The sequence below is a fragment of the Methylobacterium sp. BTF04 genome, from assembly GCF_010692745.1.
Taxonomy (GTDB): Bacteria; Pseudomonadota; Alphaproteobacteria; order Rhizobiales; family Beijerinckiaceae; genus Methylobacterium.
In genome coordinates, this window is the sequence record NZ_JAAHTB010000008.1 from 15,356 (window position 1) to 36,191 (window position 20,836).

At 66.5% G+C, this 20,836-nt stretch carries 17 protein-coding genes; 5 read left to right on the forward strand and 12 right to left on the reverse strand.

Annotated features, from left to right (window positions below; translation table 11 throughout):
* Positions 1-44 precede the first annotated feature (44 nt).
* The 12 genes from G3T14_RS06950 to G3T14_RS25535 all read right to left on the reverse strand — a co-directional run bounded on the left by G3T14_RS06950 (position 45) and on the right by G3T14_RS25535 (position 14,034).
* On the reverse strand, positions 45-941 hold the full coding sequence (locus G3T14_RS06950; RefSeq protein WP_163641387.1) for a hypothetical protein: 897 nt from the start codon (positions 939-941) through the stop codon (positions 45-47).
* Between the two features lie 96 nt (positions 942-1,037).
* Positions 1,038-1,466, reverse strand: a complete 429-nt coding sequence (locus G3T14_RS06955; RefSeq protein WP_163641388.1) for a hypothetical protein — start codon at positions 1,464-1,466, stop codon at positions 1,038-1,040.
* Positions 1,467-1,777: 311 nt separating this feature from the next.
* Positions 1,778-2,278 carry a hypothetical protein gene (locus G3T14_RS06960; RefSeq protein ID WP_163641389.1) on the reverse strand — a complete coding sequence of 167 codons (501 nt, stop codon included), beginning with the start codon at positions 2,276-2,278 and terminating at the stop codon, positions 1,778-1,780.
* Between the two features lie 102 nt (positions 2,279-2,380).
* Entirely contained in the window at positions 2,381-5,092 is a 2,712-nt protein-coding gene (gene tssH, locus G3T14_RS06965; protein ID WP_163641396.1) for a type VI secretion system ATPase TssH, read from the reverse strand.
* Entirely contained in the window at positions 5,089-6,114 is a 1,026-nt protein-coding gene (gene tssG, locus G3T14_RS06970; RefSeq protein WP_348645225.1) for a type VI secretion system baseplate subunit TssG, read from the reverse strand. Before tssG ends, tssH begins: the two co-directional genes overlap by 4 nt.
* Positions 6,111-8,066, reverse strand: coding sequence for a type VI secretion system baseplate subunit TssF (gene tssF, locus G3T14_RS06975; RefSeq protein ID WP_163641412.1), 1,956 nt, complete (start codon positions 8,064-8,066; stop codon positions 6,111-6,113). The genes tssG and tssF overlap by 4 nt, the downstream gene beginning before the upstream one ends.
* A gap of 43 nt (positions 8,067-8,109) precedes the next feature.
* A complete protein-coding gene (gene tssE / locus G3T14_RS06980; protein WP_348645226.1) occupies positions 8,110-8,658 on the reverse strand; it encodes a type VI secretion system baseplate subunit TssE in 549 nt (182 codons plus the stop codon).
* A gap of 108 nt (positions 8,659-8,766) precedes the next feature.
* Positions 8,767-9,249: a type VI secretion system tube protein Hcp gene (locus tag G3T14_RS06985; protein ID WP_163641421.1), complete on the reverse strand. Its 483-nt coding sequence runs from the start codon at positions 9,247-9,249 to the stop codon at positions 8,767-8,769.
* Between the two features lie 233 nt (positions 9,250-9,482).
* On the reverse strand, positions 9,483-10,994 hold the full coding sequence (gene tssC / locus G3T14_RS06990; RefSeq protein ID WP_163641430.1) for a type VI secretion system contractile sheath large subunit: 1,512 nt from the start codon (positions 10,992-10,994) through the stop codon (positions 9,483-9,485).
* A gap of 168 nt (positions 10,995-11,162) precedes the next feature.
* Positions 11,163-11,690 (reverse strand): type VI secretion system contractile sheath small subunit, encoded by a 528-nt coding sequence (gene tssB, locus G3T14_RS06995; protein ID WP_163641438.1) that lies wholly within the window; start codon positions 11,688-11,690, stop codon positions 11,163-11,165.
* Between the two features lie 177 nt (positions 11,691-11,867).
* Positions 11,868-13,175 (reverse strand): type VI secretion system ImpA family N-terminal domain-containing protein, encoded by a 1,308-nt coding sequence (locus tag G3T14_RS07000; RefSeq protein WP_163641440.1) that lies wholly within the window; start codon positions 13,173-13,175, stop codon positions 11,868-11,870.
* 16 nt (positions 13,176-13,191) lie between these two features.
* Positions 13,192-14,034 carry an OmpA family protein gene (locus G3T14_RS25535; protein ID WP_348645227.1) on the reverse strand — a complete coding sequence of 281 codons (843 nt, stop codon included), beginning with the start codon at positions 14,032-14,034 and terminating at the stop codon, positions 13,192-13,194.
* Here G3T14_RS25535 and tssI point away from each other — a divergent pair.
* The 5 genes from tssI (at position 13,921) to icmH (ending at position 20,791) form a co-directional block, all read left to right on the forward strand.
* Positions 13,921-15,678 carry a type VI secretion system tip protein TssI/VgrG gene (gene tssI / locus G3T14_RS07010; RefSeq protein WP_348645228.1) on the forward strand — a complete coding sequence of 586 codons (1,758 nt, stop codon included), beginning with the start codon at positions 13,921-13,923 and terminating at the stop codon, positions 15,676-15,678. The two genes, G3T14_RS25535 and tssI, sit on opposite strands and share 114 nt — an antisense overlap.
* A 10-nt stretch (positions 15,679-15,688) precedes the next feature.
* The gene (locus G3T14_RS07015) at positions 15,689-16,249 is read left to right on the forward strand and encodes a hypothetical protein (RefSeq protein ID WP_163641453.1); all 561 of its coding nucleotides are present in this window, start codon (positions 15,689-15,691) and stop codon (positions 16,247-16,249) included.
* Between the two features lie 97 nt (positions 16,250-16,346).
* Positions 16,347-17,753 (forward strand): type VI secretion system-associated FHA domain protein TagH, encoded by a 1,407-nt coding sequence (gene tagH / locus G3T14_RS07020; protein ID WP_163641462.1) that lies wholly within the window; start codon positions 16,347-16,349, stop codon positions 17,751-17,753.
* Between the two features lie 187 nt (positions 17,754-17,940).
* Positions 17,941-19,278, forward strand: coding sequence for a type VI secretion system baseplate subunit TssK (tssK, locus tag G3T14_RS07025; RefSeq protein WP_163641471.1), 1,338 nt, complete (start codon positions 17,941-17,943; stop codon positions 19,276-19,278).
* Between the two features lie 91 nt (positions 19,279-19,369).
* A complete protein-coding gene (gene icmH / locus G3T14_RS07030; RefSeq protein WP_163641473.1) occupies positions 19,370-20,791 on the forward strand; it encodes a type IVB secretion system protein IcmH/DotU in 1,422 nt (473 codons plus the stop codon).
* Positions 20,792-20,836 lie beyond the last annotated feature (45 nt).

Below are 20,836 nucleotides of genomic sequence, written 5' to 3' on the forward strand. Positions count from 1 at the left end.
CATTTCTCTCGCACCCACGCGCATCCGATCGATCCCCGCCACCGTCAGTAGCCCGTGAAGGGCCAGTCCGGCGTGACCTTGGCGAGGACGCCCTTGGTGACGGAGCCGAGACCCGGCATCTGGATGCCCCAGCCGCCCTTAATCGGGATGAGGCCGGGAACCGTGAAGATCATGCCGGCGCCGTCGACGATTTCGTCGATCGAAAGTCGGATCGTCCCACCGGCGCTCCAGGGACCGATCGTGGCACCCGGGTCCTGGTACATGGCGGCCTGGGAGTTGAACATGTAGAGTTGCGCGTCGCGCGTCGTATGGAAGAGCGTCGGAGGGCCCGCCTTCGTCGCCGAGCCGGGGCCGGGAATTTTCGGGATCGAAATGCCGATCCCGCCGCCGGTGTAGAAGAAGAACGCCGTCATCCGCCGCCTCAGGTCGACAATCTGGAAGAAATAGTCGTCTGTCTGCGCGATGATGGAGGCCGAGCCGCCTCCCACCACGCGGATCTCGAACTCGCGCGTGGCGACAGGTTTGGGCGGATCGGGCCGGGAGGGCTTGCCCGCGGAGTAGACCAGAATCTCGACGGCGCGGTCGTAGCCATCGTTCTCCTTCGGGCCGACGGATTCGTTGTCGCCCGCAGAGATCTCGACGTTGAATTTCGCCGCGCTGGAGAAGGTCTTGACGTAACCTTTGACAGCCTGGCAGCGCTCGTAGGAGAGGTTCTTGTTGAGCGTATGGGCATTAGTGCCTTGCGCCTTCGACCATTGCCGCGACGCATGTCCGATCAGGTCGACCCACGCCGCCGGGTTGCTCGCAATGATCGGCTTCACCTTTGCCTCGAGCCATTGCCTGTGTGCGCCGATGGGCTTCGACTGACCCGTGGGAAAGTTGCAGAGACGCGCCGCAATGGTTGCCTTCGTTCCCGAGATTTCCTGGACATCCGCAGCCATGGAGCGTTCTCCAAAAAGAGCGCTTTGCGGCGCTTTAGATTCGACGATGATGTGGGATTACAGATTTGAGTAGTGGACTATATCTCGAATAGTTATTTAGATACCAGCGTAAAAGGCTGCGATCTGCTCGAACAAAGCGCGCGGCAAGGGTTTTTCCAATGTCTTGTCGCCGGCTTCCCAGCGACGTTTCCAGTTCGACGCGTATTCTCCGTAGCTCCTCGGCTTTTTGCTGCTGGTGAGGAAAACTTTGCGCGGGGGAAGTTTGACGGCGTTTCCGCCCGGTCCGCCGCCCTTGCTGTCGATCAGCTTCTTGATCGGGTTTGGCAGGTCGGATTCGTCGTATTCCTCGTCGCCGGCGCCGAAATTGATGACGAATTTCTTTCCGTCGCGCTTTGCCCAGACCGAAATAGTCTCGTGAGCCTTCACCTTCAGCTTGAAGGTGAAGGCTTCGCCATCCCAGGAGAGTGTGAATAGACCGTAGCTGTTCGAGTCGTAGACGTCGTCGAAGGATGGACCGTTGGACATGGTGTCGACTCCGCTATCGTGGCGTAGGAGGTGGCACTCGCCTCCAAGGCGAGGAGCACGGCCCTCTTCCCTGCGTTGACCGTCCGCAGGGGGAGCCGAAGTGTCCGTCCCTCAATGCTGCGCGCGGTGTCGTCGTTTCGTCCGTGTCAGGCGTGTGTTTTAGGAAATCGAATTGTCTCTGCTCTTCGGGGCGCCCGCATGCGATTCGGCTGCCGGCTTTCGGGACGTGCAGCTCGGGGCAAGGTTGCTGTCCGGTTGGATCAGTCTTCGCGGTTGCCATCATGAAAGACGTATCGATCTGGTCCACGACCTCACCGCGCGCGTGACAGCATCGCGCCGCCGACGCCCATCCCCGCAGCGACCGCGGGCTTCAAGACGTTGGGGGCACCGGCTGTCATCTGCTCCCGTAAGGTTATCGGATGGACTTTGAAGTCGGTCTTTGCTGTCGCGTCCATATGTCGGACGGTCAATACTTCGAAGATGTCATCAACCGTCGTCTGATCGCCTTTGCCGATGATCCGATAATGGTCCTTGTAGATCCAGACGCCGTATGACGTGGCGTTTCCGTAATATGCGTTCGCCAGATATTTTGTCATATCACTCCAAGGTTCCGCTACCGACAGCGGACCGACAGCATTGTTGACGATTTCATACATCTTATGAAAAACGTCCATTCCATAGAAGAAGTACTGAATACGACGAACATAGAGACCCTGATCGCCGTTCTTGACGTGATATTTGTGATCGATCGCTGCTTTCTGAAGGCGCTCATCGTCCTTGAAGAGCGCGCTGTTCAGGACGGGGGTGCTCATAGCTCTGTCCTCTTTCAGAAAACCGATACGCTCCGTTGCCGATCACGGCCTTCGGAGGAGGCTTCGATCCTTGCAAGCCCAAATGCGGGCCAGTCGACACCGTCAGTCCCAATGGAAGAGGAAACCGTCTTCACACGCGCTGACCTGGACTTTATCGACTGGTTTTCCGACCAGACTCGCATTCAAGATGTCCCGTGAAAGCTCAGGCAGCATCGTATTCGTGATGATATTGTCGATCATCCGGCCGCCCGAATCTGGATCGTTGCAGCGCGAAACGATGTGCTCCACCACCGCGGCGTCGTAGGAGAACACCGTGCCGTGGTTCTCGCGGATGCGCCGGCCGATGCGGTCGAGTTGCAGTCGTACAATGCTGCCGAGCATGTCGGGCGACAGCGGGAAATACGGGATCGTCACGATCCGCCCGAGGAGGGCTGCGGGAAAGACCTTCAGGAGCGAGGGCCGCAATGCCTGGGCCAGCGCATCGGTATTCGAGGCGTAAGTGGGATCGCGCGAAAGCTGCATGATCAGGTCGGTGCCGACATTCGAGGTCAGAATGATCAGCGTGTTCTTGAAGTCGATCCGGCGGCCGTTGCCGTCCTCCATCACGCCCTTGTCGAAGACCTGGAAGAAGATCTCGTGCACATCGGGATGGGCCTTCTCGACCTCGTCGAGGAGGATGACACTGTAGGGCTTGCGCCGCACCGCCTCGGTCAGGCGGCCGCCCTCGCCGTAGCCGACATAGCCGGGCGGGGCGCCCTTGAGCGAGGAGACGGAATGCGCCTCCTGGAACTCGCTCATGTTGATGGTGATCATGTTCTGCTCGCCGCCGTAGAGGGCTTCGGCGAGGGCCAGCGCGGTCTCGGTCTTGCCGACGCCGGAGGGCCCGCACAGCATGAACACGCCGATCGGCTTTTCCGGGTTGTCGAGCTTGGCCCGATTGGTCTCGATGCGCTTGGCGATCATCGCCAGCCCGTGCGACTGGCCGACCACCCGCCGGTTCAGGATTTCGGGCAGGCGCAGCACGGTCTCGATCTCGTCGCGGACCATCCGCCCCACGGGGATGCCGGTCCAGTCGGAGACGACGGAGGCCACCGCCTGTTCGTCGACATGGGCGTAGATCATGCGCCGCTCGGGATCGATCGCGTCGAGGCGCGCGGTCAGCTCCGTGAGGCGGGCGCGCTGGTCGGCCGGCTGCGTCGGAAGGTTCACATCGGCGACGTCACCATGCTCCAGGCTCGCCCCGACAGGCTCCGGGGCGGTGTCCGGCGCCTTGGCCGCGTCCGGCTCCGACAGTGCGGCGCGCAGCGCCCGGATTTCGGTGACGAGGGCCGTCTCCTCGGCCCAGGCGGCCTCCAGTGATGCCACCGCGTCCTGAAGCACCAGAATCTGCGCGTCGATCTCGGCGATCCGGATCGCTTCGTCGTGGCCGAGTTCCTGGTCGCCGACGAGGCCGGCCCGCGCGCTGTCCTGGGCGCGGATCGCCACCCGTGCATCCTCGATCGCCGCCGGGACCGCGGTCTGGCTGATCGACACCCGCGCGCTCGCCGTATCGAGCAGGCTCACCGCCTTGTCGGGCAGTTGCCGGGCTGGGATGTAGCGGTGGGAGAGGTTCACCGCGGCCACGATCGCGGCGTCGGAGATCCGCACGGCGTGGTGCGTCTCCATCGGCCCGAGCAGACCGCGCAGCATGTCGCAGCATTGTGCCACGCCCGGCTCGCCGACCTGGATCGGCTGGAAGCGGCGGGTCAGGGCCGGGTCTTTCTCGATGTACTGGCGGTACTCCGACCAGGTGGTGGCGGCGATGGTCTTGAGGGTGCCGCGCGCCAAGGCCGGTTTGAGGAGGTTGGCCGCATCCCCGGTGCCGGCCTGGCCTCCGGCGCCGATCAGCGTGTGGGCCTCGTCGATGAACAGGATGATCGGGATCGGGGAGGACTGCACCTCGTCGATGACCGAGCGCAGGCGCTGCTCGAACTCGCCCTTCATCGAGGCACCGGCCTGCATCAGGCCGATATCGAGGGCGCAGAGCCGCACACCCTTGAGGGCGGGCGGTACCGTGCCGGCGGCGATCGCCTGGGCGAAGCCCTCCACCACCGCGGTCTTGCCGACGCCGGCCTCCCCGGTGAGGATCGGGTTGTTCTGGCGACGACGCATCAGCACGTCGACGAGCTGGCGGATCTCCTCGTCGCGGCCGCGGATCGGGTCCATCTCGCCGGACCGGGCCTTCGCCGTGAGGTCCTGGGAATAGCGGTCGAGGGCGGTCTGCCCCTTGGCGCCGGCGGTCGCACCAGGTGAGCCGGCGGCCACCGGTCCGGCCCCGTCCATCGGCCGCAGGTTTTCCTCGTCGGACGTCGCCCAGACGCTGCGGTATTCGCCCATCAGGGCATCGATCGGGATCCTGCCGAATTCCGGCGACAGGGCCAGCAAGGCGCGGCGCAGCTCGTTGGACTTGAGGGCGCCCACCAGGAGGTGGCCGGAACGGATCTGGGTCTCGCCGAACAGCAGCGTCGCGTAGTGCCAGCCCCGGTCGAGCAGGTCGACGAGGCCGTTGGCGATGCCCGGCATCTCGGTCTCGTTGCGCTTGAGCGCGTCGACCGCCTTGGCGAGGTCCGCCGAAAGCTGCCCGCGATCGAGCTTGTAGCGGTCGGCGGTCAGCGCGAGGTCAGAGCCGTCTTGCGCGTGCAGGCGCGCGAGCCAATGCGCGAGCTCGACGTTGCGGTTGCCGGCGCCCCGCGCCTGCCGCAAAGCCTGGATGAAGGCGTCATAGCCGACCCGGTTGAGCTTACCCGTGACGGTCTCGAGGCTGATGTCGCTCACGCCCGGCTCCCACTGCGTTGGTCGACACGGCCGGCACGCTCGGCTGGGTGGAAGCGGGCGTCGCGCCGGTGATCGCCGCCGGCCGGTCCCGCGCCGCGGCCCATCCATGCGGTGTAGCCGAGACGTCCCGCCCGCCCGAGGCAGACGGGCGCGACCGCATCCACGGGCAGCGCCAGTTCCACGTCCCAATCGAGTTCGTCGCCGAGATAGAAGAACACCAGGTCGGCCAGGGGACGGCACTTGGCCCCCCCCGGCAGCAGGCGTTCGTAGTCGGACAGGTCGGCGGCGAAGATGCACAGCCTGATCCGGTCCTCGATGGAAAACACGCTGCTCCCGAGCAGCAGGTCTCGCCCGAGCGTCGCGTTGACGCCGCCGAGGCGGGAGCGGTCCGCCGGCTCGAATTCGAGGAAGGCGCCGACCAGCTGCTCCACCTCGACCGTGACCCCGAGCAGGCCCGAGACCGCGTTGCGCAGGCGCGATGCGGAGCGGGCGGCGGGCGCCATCAATCCGGCAAAGGCGATCTTGCCGGCATCCGGCACCGCGTCGAGGTCGCGGAAGATCGGAGAGCCGAGCCCGATCATCGCGCCGACATAGGTCTCGAAGCGGTCGGCCGCCGGATGTTCGGCCTGGGCGATGGGGCGCGCATCCGCCCAGGCCCGGTAGAAGAGCTGCAGGAAGCGGTTGTTGATCACGTCGAGGAAGCGCGGCAACGCGTCGTCGCGCTCCAGGAGCCACGTATAGGCCTCGTCGGTGGTGGCCAGCGGCAGGGCACCCTGCGGCCCGAAAAGGCCGAGGAACTTGACGATCAAGCGCAGCCGGCCGGACTGGTCGAGGGTCGCGGCGGCGATGTTGGCTGCGGGAAACTGCAGGTAGGGGTCCTGGCCGAGGGTCACGGCGTCCTCGCTCCGCGCGGCGCTGTCGCCGATGCGGGGCTTGTCGGGAAAGCTGCGCTCGATCCGGCGCAAAGTCGCCAGGAAATCGTGGGCCCAGGGCGCGGCCTGGAGCGAATCGGCGAAGCTCACAGCAGCCTCCTGCCGCCGATGCGGGGCGGCCAACGCATGATTTCGCCGCGCTCGACCGTGCGAATCACGGTCTGCGTGAAGTGGTTGAGCGAGGCGTATTCCGCAAAGAAGCGTTCGAGGATCGCGCCGAGCAGGTAGGCGCCGGTGCCCTCGAAGGCCTTGTCTTCGAACAACACCGTCACCTCGGTGCCCCGGGCGGTGCCGGTTCCGATCCGCTGGCGCAGGCGTCGCACCACGGGTCGGCTGTCGACGCTGCGCACGCCCCGGATGCGCCGTTCCACGGCACTGTCGGCGAGGTCGGCGAACAGCATCAGGGCTTCGCGCAGCGCCTCACCGCCACGCCCGGCGCCGCGCTGGACGAGGCCCAGCGGGTTGAGGCTGAGCAGGCTGATCAGGCGCCAGGAGACGGCGCCGGTGAACAGGGTCTCGGAGCGCCCGCGCAACTGCGCCACCACCGGCTCGCGCGGCCGCGTCGGTCCGGCGGCGCAGACGACCGCGAGGGCGCCGTCGTCGGAAAAGCGGAAATCCACGCCGGCCTGGCCCACCGGCAGCAGCTCCGGCAGGTGCCGGTTCGAGCAGAGGGCCCGCACGCTGAGCTCGGCCACCCCGCTCTCCGCATCGAGGCGCGCCGGCTCGATGAGCGAGAGGAACATCTCCGTCCCGGTATAGTCCGACACCGAACCGTAGGCGCGCTCCTTGCCGGACCGTCGCCGGGGCAGCCGCCGCACCGTGTAGGACAGCGCGCCGCCATCCGCCGCGGTTGACGGGGCGTAGAGCGGCCGGACCGGCACCTTGTCCGGTCGCCCGGGCAGGTGGGCGAAGACCTGCAGGATCCGGTGCGGCTCGAAATCGAGGTTTCGGCTGCGGTCGGCCACGAGATGGTACTCGTGCTGCCGCGCATCGACCTGCACCCGGTCGAGGGTCATCTCGAACAGGTTGATTGCGGGGACGGCATAGAGCGCAAACGCGTCCGGGCGCACCGCCGAACCGAGGCGGACATTGGCCTCGTCGAAAGTGAAGACGATTTCGAGCTTCCGCGTGCGCACGGCCGCCAACAGGGGGGCCAGGCCCACCAGCCGGAAACCGAGGAACTTGCGCGGAAAGGTGAAGTACTCGCGCAGCAGATCGAAGCCGTCGAAGAGGCGATCGTCCTTCGGGATCAAGGCGTCGCCCGGCTCGAAGCCGACCGGCATCAGGCTGTCACGGGGCAGCGCCCGGATGACGGGATCGCCGAACGCATCGAGGTGGCGCAAGAAGATCCCGTTGCAATCGGCGAAGAGCTGCTCGTAGACCGCCACCGCGTCGGCCTCCGGGCCGACGAGATGGATCGGCAGGTCGTCGAGGGGGCAGCCGGAAAACCAGGTCTGCGGGTCGGCGGCCGAGGCCTTCTCGCCGGCTTCGTCCTCGATGCGCGCGGCGGTCCGGTGGGTCAGCGTCAGGCGCAGGCCCGCCACCGCCTCGGGGCCGCCGACGCCGAGCGCCTGGAGAGGCCCCGCATGGCTCAGATACTCGGCCCCCGTGATGTCGAAGGGCCAGATCCTGAGGTCGGCGGTCGTCCGGAAGCGGCAGGCGATCTGGCGCTCGCGCTCACGATAGCTCGCGTCGAGGCTGGCACCGCGGGGAATGCGCGGGCCATCGCGCAGGGCGGCGTCGCCGAAGGCCGGCTGTACACGGGCCAGCATCACCGAGGGCGTCGGTGCGAGGTAGTTCGGGACCAGCTGCTCCAGCAGGTTCTGGGTGAATTCCGGGAATTCATGCTTGAGCTTCACCTGCACCCGCGCGGCCAGGAAGGCGGCCCCCTCCAGCAGGCCCGCGATCATCGGGTCGGTGTGGCCTTCGACGAGGCCGCCGAGCCGTTCGGCGATGCCGGGATACTCGTCCGCGAACTCGCGCGCATGCTCACGCAGGAACCCGAGCTCCCGGTTGTACAGGTCGAGGAATTCGCGGTTCACGACGGCCGCCCGAGCGGTCGCGCGACGAAGGCCGCCGGCCGGGTCATCGCTGGAGCACCTTGATCCGCCCGGTGTCGCGCTCGAGGTCCGCCACGAACTCGACCGGGACGTTGAGGGGGTCGGCGGCGATCTCGGCGCGCACCACGAACCGCAGTTTCAGGTCGGCCGGGTCGACGGACGTGTCGCGCCGCGCGGATACCGAGCCCGCCGCGAGCCGCGGTTCGAAGATACGCAGCACCGTCTCGATCTCACCGGCGATCTCGTCGACGGCGCTGTCCTCGATCGACATCCGGGCGATGTCGACGAAACCGTGGTTCAGCACGGAGCGCCCCACATGGGGGAAGGCACTGAGATCGGTGCCGGCCGCGAAGTTCACGGCGTTCATCAGCCGCTCCAGATCCCGCGCCACGCTGCGCTGGAGGTCGGACGTGCTCACGGCCGCCCGCGCGCTGGTCCGACGGCCGGCGATCACCCGTTCTCCGCCCTCCTCCCGAATTTCGAGATGGGTCCGGGCATCCTTGTCGGCATGGGCCGCACGGAACGCCTCCATCAGCGGGATGCGGACGCGCTTGACCTCGGCTCTCGAACCCACTTCGTCACCTCGACACCTAGGGCGAGCCGGGACCGGGCCGCCGATGTTCCCTTCCGCGGGCGCCGTCCCTGGAATCCCGTCCCGAACGAGACGGGATTCCGGATTGGGTTAGAGTTGCTTGTTTTGCGCGATGTGGAACTTATGCTCCACTTCGGCGCCCTTCGAACCATCTTTGTTCTGCTGGGCATACTTCACATGGAACTGGCCGAAGTTGAAGGTCACGTTTTCGGTGAGTCGATCTTCGCTGCCTGAGCCGCCCATGGAGATATGGGTGATCATGACCTCTTCGAGCTCGATGGTGAGGTATTCCAGCGGCTTGTCGCCGGCCTTCCGCACGATGAGCTTGCCCTTCTTGATATGCTTGCCATTGCAGCAATGCTGAAACAACGCCGCACTCGACTTGTCGATATACTTGGTCACGCTCAGATCCTGAACCGTGACCTTGCCCGCGCCCGAGCCGGAGCCGCCATGCGTCGTGCCCGATTGCGAGGCACCCCAGGACCAGGCCAAGACGTCGATCTCGTCCTTGTACTTGTCGTCCTGAGCCTCGCCCTTGATGCCATCGAGCTTGAAGAAGATGTCGACCGCCATGTGATGTTCCTTCCTTGACCGGTATCGTCTTTGAAAACCGGGAGCCGCTCCCGATGCCATCGGCTCGGATCACGTCTCCAAGTGCTTGTTCCGCTGCAGGTTTTTACGCCGAACCGGCTTCCGATTCAGCGAAGCGCGCGCTCGCCGGCGCCGGGAAAGGCGGTCGTCGACCGCTGGGTGGCCCCGGGCGCCGTTCGAGAGGAGAGAGATAGCGTTGCGTTTTTCGAGGCGCGCTACTGTTTCGGCGCCGGAAGCCGCGAGACGAGGCTCATGCCGATATCCATTCCCTCAAGCTGGTAATGCGGCCGGAGATAGAACTTCGCCGAGTAATAGCCTGGATTCTCTTCGTCCTCGAAGATGTCGACCCGTGCGGCGGCGAGCGGCTTGCGCGCCTTGGTGTGCTCGCTGGAATTCGTCGGATCGCCGTCGACGTATTCGTTGATCCATTCCTGCAGCCAGCGGGTCAGCTGATCACGCTCCTTGGTCGAGCCGATCTTGTCGCGCACCATGCACTTCAAGTAATGGGCGAAGCGCGACACGGCGAACATGTAGGGAAGTCTGGACGAGAGATTGTCCGAGGCGGTGGCCTCGACGCCCTTCTCGCCGTAGAACTGCTTCGGCTTGTAGACCGATTGCGCGCCGATGAAGGCGGCCTTGTCGGTGTTCTTGCGGTGGATCAGGGGGATCAGGCCGGATTTGGCCAGCTCCGCCTCGCGCCGATCGCTGATCGCGATCTCGGTGGGGCATTTGAGGTCGATGCCGCCGTCATCGGTGGGGAAGGTGTGGCTCGGCAGGTTGACGACTTCGCCGCCCGATTGGACGCCGCGAATGCGCACCGTCCAACCGCAATCCTTGTAGGCGCGGTTGATGTTGACGGCCATGGCGTAGGCCGCACTCATCCAGGCGTACTTGTCGCCCGCATGCCCGTCGGTCTCCTCCTCGAAGGCGAACTCGTCGACCGGCTCGGTCTTGGCGCCGTAGGGAACGCGCGCCAGAACGCGGGGCATGCAGAGCCCGACGTAGCGGGAATCGGGTGAGTCGCGCAGGCCCTTCCATTGGACGTAGTCGGGCGTGTCGAAGATCTTGGAGAGGTCGCGGGGGTTGGCCAGCTCCGTGAACGCATCCATCCCGAGGAGCGTCGGATCCGCCGCCGCGAACAGGGGCGCGTGGGCCGCGCTCGCGACCTTGCCGAGTTCGCGCAGGAGCTGCACGTCCTGGGACAGGTGGCTGAAGGAATAGTCGGCGATCAGGCACCCGTAGGGCTCGCCACCGAGCTGGCCGAACTCCGCCTCGTAGACCTTCTTGAACAGTGGGCTCTGATCCCAGCGCGCGCCGGGATAAAGCCGGAGGTTCTTGGCCATCTCCTGCTTCGAGACATTGATGACCTTGATCTTCAAGGTCGTATCGGTCTCGGAATTGAACACGAGATAGTTCAGCCCACGCCATGCACTCTCGATCTTCTGGAAATCGGGCGTGTGCAGGATCTCGTTGACCTGCGCCGTCAGCTTGCTGTCGATGCGCGCGATCATCTCCTCGATGGTGTCGAGGACGTCATCCTTGATCAACGTCGAGTCCGACAGCGCCTCGCGGATCAGGGTGCTGACGGCATTCTCCACCTCCGTGGCCGCGCGTTCGGTGCGCGGTTTGAAGCTTTGCTTCAGCAGGGCAGCGAATTCGTTGGCCTCCACCGCCTCCCCGCCGGCGGCGACGGTGTCCCTGGCAATCTCGGTGCTCTCTGCGGCCATCGTTGTGACTCTCAAAGCAAAGGTCGGGGTAAAGGTAGAGAAACGAAAGCGTCGGCAGCAGGCCGTCCGAGAGCCCATCGCGTTTTCACAGAAACCGCGATGGGCTCTCTTTCATTGCTTTGGCATGATGGTCTCGGAAAACCGGATTCCACTTTTCCGCATCTTGCTCTAGCCGGCCGGCTGTTCGCCTGCGGCGTCGGCCGGCGCGGCGAGCTGTTCTTTCAGCGCTGCCATGAGGGCAGGATCCTTCAGGAGCGCCTTGATCTGGTCGCTCGCGGCGACCTTGCCGTCCATGTAGCGCAGCAGATTGGAGAGCTGTTCGCGCGCCTCCAGAAGCTTGGCCAGCGGTGGCACCTGGCGGGCGATCGCCGCCGGGCCGAAATCGTCCATCTTCTTGAAGTGGAGTTCGACGGACAACTTCGCATCGCTATCGGATAGACGGTCCTTGACGTGGAATTTCACGCCCGGATCGATCGCCGCCATGCGCTGATCGAAATTGTCCATGTCGAAGTCGGTGAACTTGCGTTCGGCCACATCCGGCTTCTCCACGGTGGAGGCATTGCCGGAGAGATCCGAGAGCACGCCCATCACGAAGGGCAACTCGACTTTCCGCTCGGCGTCGTAGGGATCTTCGTAGGTGATGTGCACCCGCGGCGGCCGGTTGCGCTTGATGAACTTGTGGCTCGAATCAGACATCGCCGGAGACTTCCCCACACTACACGGTGGCCCTCAGGGCCACACCGTTCGACGCACCGGAGGGCCCGGAAACCGAGCCTGCGTGTCACCGTCGGTATTACCAAAAGCAGTCCAACAGATTCGTGGCGGCCATGCAAGAAGATTGTCGTGGTCAGTCCAATCTCGCGCGTCGATGCGCTACGCGGACCCGATGTCCGGCAGCACGTCCCGGAGGATCGCCAGGAAATCCCGGTCCGCCATGCCGATGGCCTTGTCGAGGAGGAGCGGGATCGGGCTCGAGGGCTCGTGCAGGCGGAAGAAGGCTCCGGCGTCCCGGATCAGCGTCATCGCCTCGGCGCGCGTCGTGGCCGGAACCGGCGGGGGAGACGCGGCGTCCGCCTCCTCGGATTCCTGATCCGCGCCGCCCGAGGCGTCGTCCGGAACCGCGGCGAGTTGATCGAAGGTGAGGCGCAAGGCTCGATTCGCCCCGATGGCGATGCTGGCGTCGGCGGCGTTGGCCGGCACGAGGATGTTCATCACCTCCAGAAAGGACTTGCCGACGAGCATCTGCGCCTGGCGCACCAGCACTTCGGCCGGGCTCGACGGCTCCCGGCTCCGCAGATAGAGCCCCGCCGCCGCCAGCGCCGCGGAGGCTTGCGCGACCGTGGCGAGCGGGCCGGTCTGCCGCAGCGCGATGAGCGGTGCCGACACACCGTCCTGCTCCGGCTCCGCAGCCTCGACGACGGGCTTGGCGGCGCCCGCGAGGAGATCGTGGATGCGGCCGGCCAGACCACCGAGCCGGTCGAGGCCGACGGCGCCGGCATAGCCGCCCTCGGCGAGGGTCACGGCGCCGATCCGGCGCACTGACGCCGTCACCGCCGCGAGCGCATCCCGCCGGGCCGCCAGCGCCTCCGGCTCGGTCTCCTCCACCGCCCGCTCGATGCCGGGGCGGTCCAGGACGGGCTCGCCCTCGCGGGCCGGCACTTCGCCGTCGGCGACCATCACGCTGCGGAAGGTGATCGGGCCGTAGCGGCGGCTCTGGGCGAGGACGACGTGCTGCAGCGGCATGATCACCGTCGGCACGTCCTCCAGGGCGTGCAGGATGGCGTTGCGCAGATCGAACCCGCCGCTCTCGCCTGCGGGATGGACCTCGCCCCAGCGGCTCTCCAGCAGGCTGGCGATGATTCCGAGCGCCCCCGCGAAACCGGGCAGGTCCCGGTCCAGCATGGCGAGGCGCGCCAGCAGCACGAGAATGCGGATATCCCGGGTGCGCGCCAACAGGGCCAGAAGCGCTTTGTACTCTCGCCCGAAATCGATGCCGGACCGATCGAAGGGCTGCGGACGGCCTTCGTCATCGCGGCTGAAGAAGGCGGTGGGCAGCAGCCCCTCGGCATGGGAGAGGCCGTTGAGGAAGTCGAGATCGCCGCCGTCCTCGAGGTCGGGGCCGCAGGGCGATTCCGCCGAGAGTGGCTCGGTCAACGCCGATGGATCGAGGAGGAGCGGCAACGGCCGGCTCCCGGCTCTATTCCAACCTCAGCCGGGTTTCGACGCGTCGATTCTCGCTGGCGTTCGGATCGGGCACCAAAGGCTTCTGCTTGCCATAGCCCTTGGCCTCGAGGCGGCCGCCGCCGACGCCGCGGGCCTTCAGATAGTCCACCACCGAGTTCGCCCGCCGCATCGACAGGTCGAGGTTGAAGGCGTCGCTGCCCGTCCCGTCGGTGTGACCCTCCACCACGAAGAGCGCGGCGGCCAGCTGCGGGTCCTTCAGCGCCCGGACGAACTCGTCCAGATTGGCGCGGGCCGGCTGGGTGAGATGGTCGGAATTGTAATCGAAGTTGACGCGCAGATCGAAGCCGTCGACAGGCTTGGACCGCTCTGGTATCTGTTTGGAGCACTCGGTCTCGGTTCCGATACAGAGGGCGCGCGGTTCGCCGAGCTTCTTTCCGGCGGAAAAGTGGGCGACGACATCGGAGGCCTTGTAGGACGGGTCGGCCGAAGCGGTCGCCCCAAGGGCAATGAACACGAGGCTCGGCAAGGCTAGAGAGCACCAACCCGCATTGATCATATCGCGCACCCGAGTCGTATGTCTGGACATAAGGCGGATGCTAATCTTGAAGAACGCCGCAAGCAATGCGAGACACAATAAAAATCTAGCTCGGAACAAGATATGAGCTTGGAACACTCCAGCCAATTTTCTCACTCCGGCCGCGTTGCCGAGTTGGTGACTTCGATTGGTCGCGATAAGTTTGCCTTGACGCATTTCGAGGCCGAAGAAGGCCTGAGCACCTTGTTCGCATACACGGTCGACGCCCTCTGTGACGAGCGCGCCTTCGACTTCGACAAACTCCTCGGTAAGAATGCCCACGTGATGTTCCGCTCCTACGACGGCGTGGAGCGATGCTTCAACGGCGTGGTCGTGGATGCGGTTTGGACCGGTGTCCGGCAGGCGTCCTACGCCTATCGTTTCACCTTGCGGCCCTGGTTCTGGCTGCTCGGGCGCACGGCCAACTGCCGCATCTTCAAGGACAAGAGCGTCGTCGACATCGTCGAAGAGGTGTTCAAGGCTGCAGGCTTCACCGATTTCGAGGTCAAAGCCAGCCGCGGCGATTACGAGAAGATCGAATACTGCGTCCAGTACCGCGAGAGCGATCTGGCCTTCGTCTCGCGCCTGCTGGAGGAATGGGGGATCTATACATTCCACGAGCACAGCGCGAGCAAGCATCAACTGGTGCTCGCCGATTCGCGCTCATGCCACAAGCCGGTGAAGGGCGGTGGCGGGACGATCCCCTTCATCCAGCTCGGCGGCCAGGACCGGCGCGAGCGCGAGCACGTCTCGACGTGGCGGGCGGATCGCAGCTTCCGCACCGGCCGATTCTCGACCAACGACTTCGATTACATGAAGCCCACCGCCGATCTGAAGGCGGATGCGCGCGGTTCGGAGCGCTACGACAAGAGCAGTCTCGAATCCTACGATTACCCGGGTCGCTACAGCGAGCGCGATCTCGGCCGAAAGCGGACCAAGGTCCGGCTCGAAGCCGATCAGGCTTTGGACCATCGCCGTTCGGCGTCGGGGGATGCCGCGAGCCTGTATCCGGGCGGCCTCGTCACGATCCGCCAGCATCCCACCGACGATGGGCAGTATCTCGTCGTCTCCGCACGCCACGTCATCGCGCCGGAGACCTACCGGAGCGGGGACGGCGCCGCAGCCGGCGAGGTCTATTCCGGCGTCTACGAATTGCTCCCCGTCGACCGCCCTTTCCGCGCACCGCTGCTGACGCCGCGGCCACGCGTCCACGGCCCGCAGACCGCGATGGTGGTGACGCGCAAGGGCAAGGAGAGCGAAGAGATCGACGTCGACGAGGAGGGCCGCATCTTCATCCAGTTCCATTGGAACCGGGACAAGGACCGGATCTCGCGTCCCGTGCGCGTGGCGCAGATGTGGGCCGGAAAGTCCTGGGGGTTCCAGGTGATCCCGCGCGTCGGCCAGGAGGTGGTGGTGCAGTTCCTCGAGGGCGATCCGGACCAGCCGCTCGTCGTCGGCGCCGTCTACAACAAGGATTATCCGTATCCCTACAAGCTGCCGGACGAGAAGACCGTCTCGGGCATGAAGTCCGATTCGACCAAGGGCCACGGCGGCTCCAACGTGCTCACCTTCGACGACAAGAAGTCGTCCGAGACGATCACGTTGCGCGCGGAAAAAGACCTCGAATCGGTGGTGCGCAACACCGAGACCCGCGAGATCGGAGTCGCGTTCGCGACGCCTTGCGGCAAGCCCTCCCGTGCGACGACGCTGAAGAACGGCGACGAGACCCTCAAGGTCGAGAGCGGCAACTGGAAATCCGACGTCGCCCAGGAAGTCCACATCAAGGCGGGCACGAAGATCGTGCTCGAGGTCGGGGCGAGCAAGATCACCATGGACCCGGCCTCGATCACCATCGAAGCCGGGACGATCACCGTGCAGGGCACCGCGCTGATCGAGGAAAAAGCCCCCATGATCACGCTGAACTGACGAGGCGTTCGTGGCCGGCTCCCGTTTCAGTACCGCCCGAGAAGTCTTCGAGGCCTTTCCGAGCACGGAGCGCGACATCAGCGCCGCGCCGACCGATGAACCGCCCCTGGTCTTTCTCGAAAGCCTGCGGCGCGGCGGCACCCCGGAGGATGCGGTCAGCCTCCTCGCCTACAGCCTCGACCGACGCGAGGCGGTCTGGTGGTCCGCCCAGAGTGTTCGCCTTCTGATGCGGATCGCCAACGGCCAGGAGGATGCGCCCTTGCGGGCCGCCGAGGCCTGGGTCCGCGATCCCGACGACCTCCTGCGCCGCGATGCGCTCCGGCTCGGCATGTTGGGCAACCGGCGACTCGCCACGTCGTGGGTGGCTCTGGCGGCAGGCTGGTCGGGCGGCAATGTCGGTCCCAGCGTCCACGCGATCGTCCCGGCGACCCCCGAGATGACGCCGAAGGCCGTGCGCACCGCGATCCTCGTGGCTTTGGCCACCGTCAACGCCCGCGAGCGCTCCGACCGGCTCCAGGCCTCCATCGACATCGGTGTGCCGCTGATGCGCCCGCGCGGCGGTGAAGGGTGAATGCCCCGCCCGCTCTCCGTCGCGCCGGCCTCGCACCGGGGCACCGGTCGGCACGCCCGGATCGGAAGGGTTATGGGATGATGCGGCGAGCGAGACGATGAGCCTGACCCTCACCATCGAAAACGTCGCCGCGCTGCCGGATGGCGGCCCCCTGAGCGTCAGCCTCGCAGGCCGGCGCGGCCTCGATATCGGGCGCGACCAGTATCTCGACTGGACCTTGCCGGACCCCGATCGGGCGATCTCGGGCAAGCATGCCGAGTTGCGCCACCGCGATGGCGGCTACTGGCTGCAGGACGTCTCCCGCAACGGCACCTTCCTCAATCGCAATCCGCAGCGGCTCCAGGAGGCGCATCGCCTCAAGGACGGCGATCGGATCCAGATCGGCCGTTACGTCATCCTCGTCCGGATCGACGGCGAGGCGGCCGCGGCCGTGCCGCCGGCTCCGGCCCTCGGCGTCACGCCAGGGGAGTATTGGGACCCGCAAGGGGCCGTGCCCCCGCCGATCCCCAGCCGCGACCTGAGACCGCCGGCGGCGCTGCGTCCGGTCAAGCCCGACTTCATCGACTGGGCGGTCGACCTGCCGGGGTGGCAGGGGGCCGAACCCGCGCCGCGCCGGGAGGCGCAGCCCGAGGATGCCATGGACTGGGCACGCGCGACCCCGCCGCCGGCCGCCCCGCTGCCGCCACCCATGCCGACGCCGCGGCGCCCGCACGATCCGGCTGCTGCGTTCCCACCGCCCCGGGAGGCCGATCCGCCCCACCCCGAAGGCCGTCGCGAGCCCGAGGCTTTTCGCGAACCGGATCCGTCCCCCGGCGACAGCCCATGGGGGGCGCCGGCCCCGCGCATCGCGGCCTCCGAGGCCGGACCAAGAACGAGCCAAACCGAGCCGCGCGAGCGGCGGGAGGTGCCACGGCCGCCAGACCCGATTCGGGACGACGTCTTCGTGCAGCGGTTCGCGGCGGGTCTCGGGATTTCGCCCGACGTGCTCGCCTGGCAGGATCCGGGGGACCTGGCCCAGGAGGCGGGGGCGCTGCTGCGCTTCTGCGCGGAGAACCTCAAACAACTCCTCGCCGCGCGCGCCGAATCCAAGCGTGCGGCCCGCGCCACCAGCCAGACCATGATCCAGGCGCTCGACAACAACCCGCTGAAATTCGCGCCCACGGTGGACGATGCCCTGCGGATCATGATGGGGCGCCCGTCGAGCGGCTATCTCACCGCCGAGCGGGCGCTCGACGCCAGCTTCCGCGACCTGAAGACCCATCAGGTCAAGACCTATGCGGCGATGCAGAACGCCCTGCGGCTGCTGATCGAGGATCTGGGACCGGAGGGCGTCGAGGCCTCCGACGAGAAGGATCGCGGCCTCGGAGGCCTGCTCGGCTCGCGCAAGGCGCGCCTGTGGGACATCTACACCACGCGCTGGGATGCCCTGGCCTCTCCGCACGAAGACGGATTGGTCGATGCCTTCATGCTCTTCTTCTCCGATTGCTACGACAACAAACGCTAGCGGTCGGAATTTCCGCTGTCGAAACCGGCGGCAGCGCTGGGTGAAGTGCTGGTCATACCAAAAAAAGCCAGTATGATTTCGGCGCGCTCCGTGCGGTCACGGCCCGCCTCTGCGTTTCAGCCGGCCGCATGCGGGCGCAGGGCGAGCGGAGGGACGACGTCCATCTCGGCCGGGAGAACGCGCGGCGATGTCTTGGAAGAGTAAGGTAGTCTGGTCGGAGGGGTTGTTCCTGCGGCCGCATCATCTCCAGCAGAACGACCGCTACGTCGAAGGGCTGATCGAGAGTCGGACCCGTCACGTCACGCCCTATCCGTGGGGGTTCTCGACCCTGGAGATCGACCGCGATCTCGCCCAGCAAAGCCGATTTTCCGTGCGGCGCGCGATCGGCATCATGCCGGACGGCACGCCGTTCGATATCCCCGGCGACAGCCCGCTGCCTCCCCCCATCGACATACCGGACGGCGCGGCCAAGCAGGTGGTCTGGCTGTCGATGCCGATCGGTGCGCCCAACACGCGCGAGGTCGAGCCGGCCGAGGCCGAGAGCGCCAGCCGCTTCGTGCCGGCGAGCGTACGCCTCATCGACACGACGTCGGCCCTGCGGGTCGAGGAGGAGATCGACGTCGCCCAGCCGCGCCTCGCCTACGAGCTGCGCAAGACCGCCAAGCCCGGCTATGTCGGCCTCCCGGTGGGACGCATCGTCGAGGTGCGCGACCGGACCATCGTCTTCGACGAAACCTTCGCCCCGCCGGTGCTGGCCTGTTCGAGCCATGCGGTGGTGCATGGCTGGATCGAGCGGGTGATCGGTTGGATCGAGAACAAGCTCGAGGAACTTGCCCGATACGCCGCCGACCCCACCGCCGGGGGCGGCCTTCAGAGCGCCGACTACTTCATCCTGCAACTGCTCAACCGGCATATCCCGGTGTTGCAGCACTTCGAACGCTCCCGCTATGTCCACCCCGAGCGGCTCTACGAGGAATTCCTGCGCATCGCCGGGGAACTGGCGACCTTCACCACCGCCGAACGCCGGGCGCGCAGCTACCCGCCCTACGACCACGACGACCTCGAGAGCACCTTCGCGCCCGTGGTGCGCGACATCCAGGACTTCCTCTCGGCCCAGCTCGGGCGCCGTGCCATTCGCCTGGAGATCATCGAGCGGGCGCCCAACGCCTTCGTCTCGATGATCCGCGACCGCAACCTGTTCCGCAACGCCAGCCTCGTCCTCGAGGTCGCCGCACGCCGACCGCTGACCGAGATCCAGTCCCAGTTCCCGCAGCTCTTCAAGATCGGCCCCAACACCAAGATGAACGAGATCGTCCACGCCCACCTGCCGGGCGTGGCGCTGGTCCACCTGCCGACGCCGCCCCCGCAGATCCGGGCGATCACCGACCACGTCTATTTCCTGCTCGACCGGCAATCGCCGCTCTGGCCGGACTTCTCCATCGCCTCGTCGATCGGAATGCACTTCTCCGGCGACTGGCCGCAACTGGAGCTCGAGCTGTGGGCCGTGCTCGAGGGGCGGCGATGACGCTCCGGTCCGCCTTGCGCGATGCGGGGGTGACCGCCGATCCGGCTCGCCTCTGCTGCGGGCCTTCCCGCGGCCTGGGTGATCCAACCGCATGAGCGATCCGTTCGGCCGCAGCGACCGCACCATCATCCTGCCGGATCCCGGCGGGCGGCGAAAGCTCGCGGAGCCGCCGCCCTATCAGCCGCCCTCGCCGGTGCCACAGCGCGCCGCGCCGGTGCCGGACCAGGACGATTGGGCGAATTCCGACCTCGCCGCCCGGGCGCAGCCGGCTCCCGTCGCCCCGGCACCCGGCGAGCGCCAGCGCGCCCTCGTGATGAAGCGGGACGTGGTGGTGGCGCCCAATGCCAACCCGTTCCTGCGGGCGGCGGGCCCCCTGCTGCTGCTGCTGGGACGGCTGAGGGTTCAGCTCTCGCAGGCCTCGTTCTCCAACCTGATGGAGCAGGTCGCGGCCAGCATCGACGAGTTCGAGACGCAGACGCGCAGCGCCGGCGTCTCGGCGGAGCAGGTCAGGGCGGCCAAGTATGTCGTCTGCGCCACCGCCGACGACATCGTCCAGAACATTCCCACCGACGAGCGCCACGTCTGGGCGCAGTACAGCATGCTGAGCCGGTTCTTCGGCGAGCGGGTCGGCGGTGTCCGGTTCTTCGAGGAACTGGACAAGGCCAAGGTCGACCCGAGCGGCAATTATCATCTGCTGGAACTCATCCATGCCTGCCTCGGCATCGGCTTTCAGGGCGTGCACCGGACCTCCGGGGGCGGAGCCGCGAACCTGCAGCAGATCCAGCGCAATCTCTACGAGTTGCTGCGGCGGACGCGGCCGGTCGACCGCGAGGTTTCGCCGCGCTGGCAGGGGCAGGCGATCGTGCCGGAGGCGTTTCGGTACCAGATTCCGGTCTGGGCCATGGCGGCGGTGATCGCCGCGCTGCTGCTGGGCTTCTTCCTCCTGCTGCGCACACTGCTGACCGGGAACGCCGAGGCCGCCGCGGATGGCCTCGTCACGCTCCATCCCGGCGGTGAGATCGCGATCCAGCGCCAGATCTACAAGCCGCCGCCGCCCCCTCCCCCTCCGCCGCCCGCGAGCCAGGCCGGCCAGTACCAGGAGGCCTTGCGCACCGAGATCGCCGATACGTCGATTTCGGTGATCGAGAACGGCAACCAGATCGTGATCCGTGTCGCTGCGGCGCTGTTCGCCCCGGCCGATGCCCAGGTCAAACCGGCCTTCAAAGCCCTGATCCAACGCCTCGCGGGGCTGCTGGAGAAGGGGGCAGGCCCGATCAAGGTGGTGGGCCATACCGACGTGATCCCGATCAAGACGGTGCGCTTCCCCTCGAATTTCGTGCTGTCGCAGGAGCGCGCCAAGGCGGTGGCCGAGATCATCAAGGCCGGCGTCTCGAAGCCGGAGCGCGTCGAGGTGGAGGGCAAGGGCGCCGACGTGCCGCTGGCCTCCAACAAGACGCCGGAGGGGCGCGCCCGAAACCGCCGCGTCGACATCGTCGTCCCGCGCGACCGGTGAGGGGGGAAGCGATGCGCGATCCGATGCGCGATCCGAGGGGACACC

Coding starts and splice junctions, on each gene's coding strand:
- G3T14_RS06950 (WP_163641387.1), bottom strand. CDS start 941: ATGGCTGCGGATGTCCAGGAAATCTCGGGAACGAAGGCAACCATTGCG.
- G3T14_RS06955 (WP_163641388.1), bottom strand. CDS start 1,466: ATGTCCAACGGTCCATCCTTCGACGACGTCTACGACTCGAACAGCTAC.
- G3T14_RS06985 (WP_163641421.1), bottom strand. CDS start 9,249: ATGGCGGTCGACATCTTCTTCAAGCTCGATGGCATCAAGGGCGAGGCT.
- tssK (WP_163641471.1), top strand. CDS start 17,941: ATGTCTTGGAAGAGTAAGGTAGTCTGGTCGGAGGGGTTGTTCCTGCGG.
- tssC (WP_163641430.1), bottom strand. CDS start 10,994: ATGGCCGCAGAGAGCACCGAGATTGCCAGGGACACCGTCGCCGCCGGC.
- tssB (WP_163641438.1), bottom strand. CDS start 11,690: ATGTCTGATTCGAGCCACAAGTTCATCAAGCGCAACCGGCCGCCGCGG.
- G3T14_RS06960 (WP_163641389.1), bottom strand. CDS start 2,278: ATGAGCACCCCCGTCCTGAACAGCGCGCTCTTCAAGGACGATGAGCGC.
- tagH (WP_163641462.1), top strand. CDS start 16,347: ATGAGCCTGACCCTCACCATCGAAAACGTCGCCGCGCTGCCGGATGGC.
- icmH (WP_163641473.1), top strand. CDS start 19,370: ATGAGCGATCCGTTCGGCCGCAGCGACCGCACCATCATCCTGCCGGAT.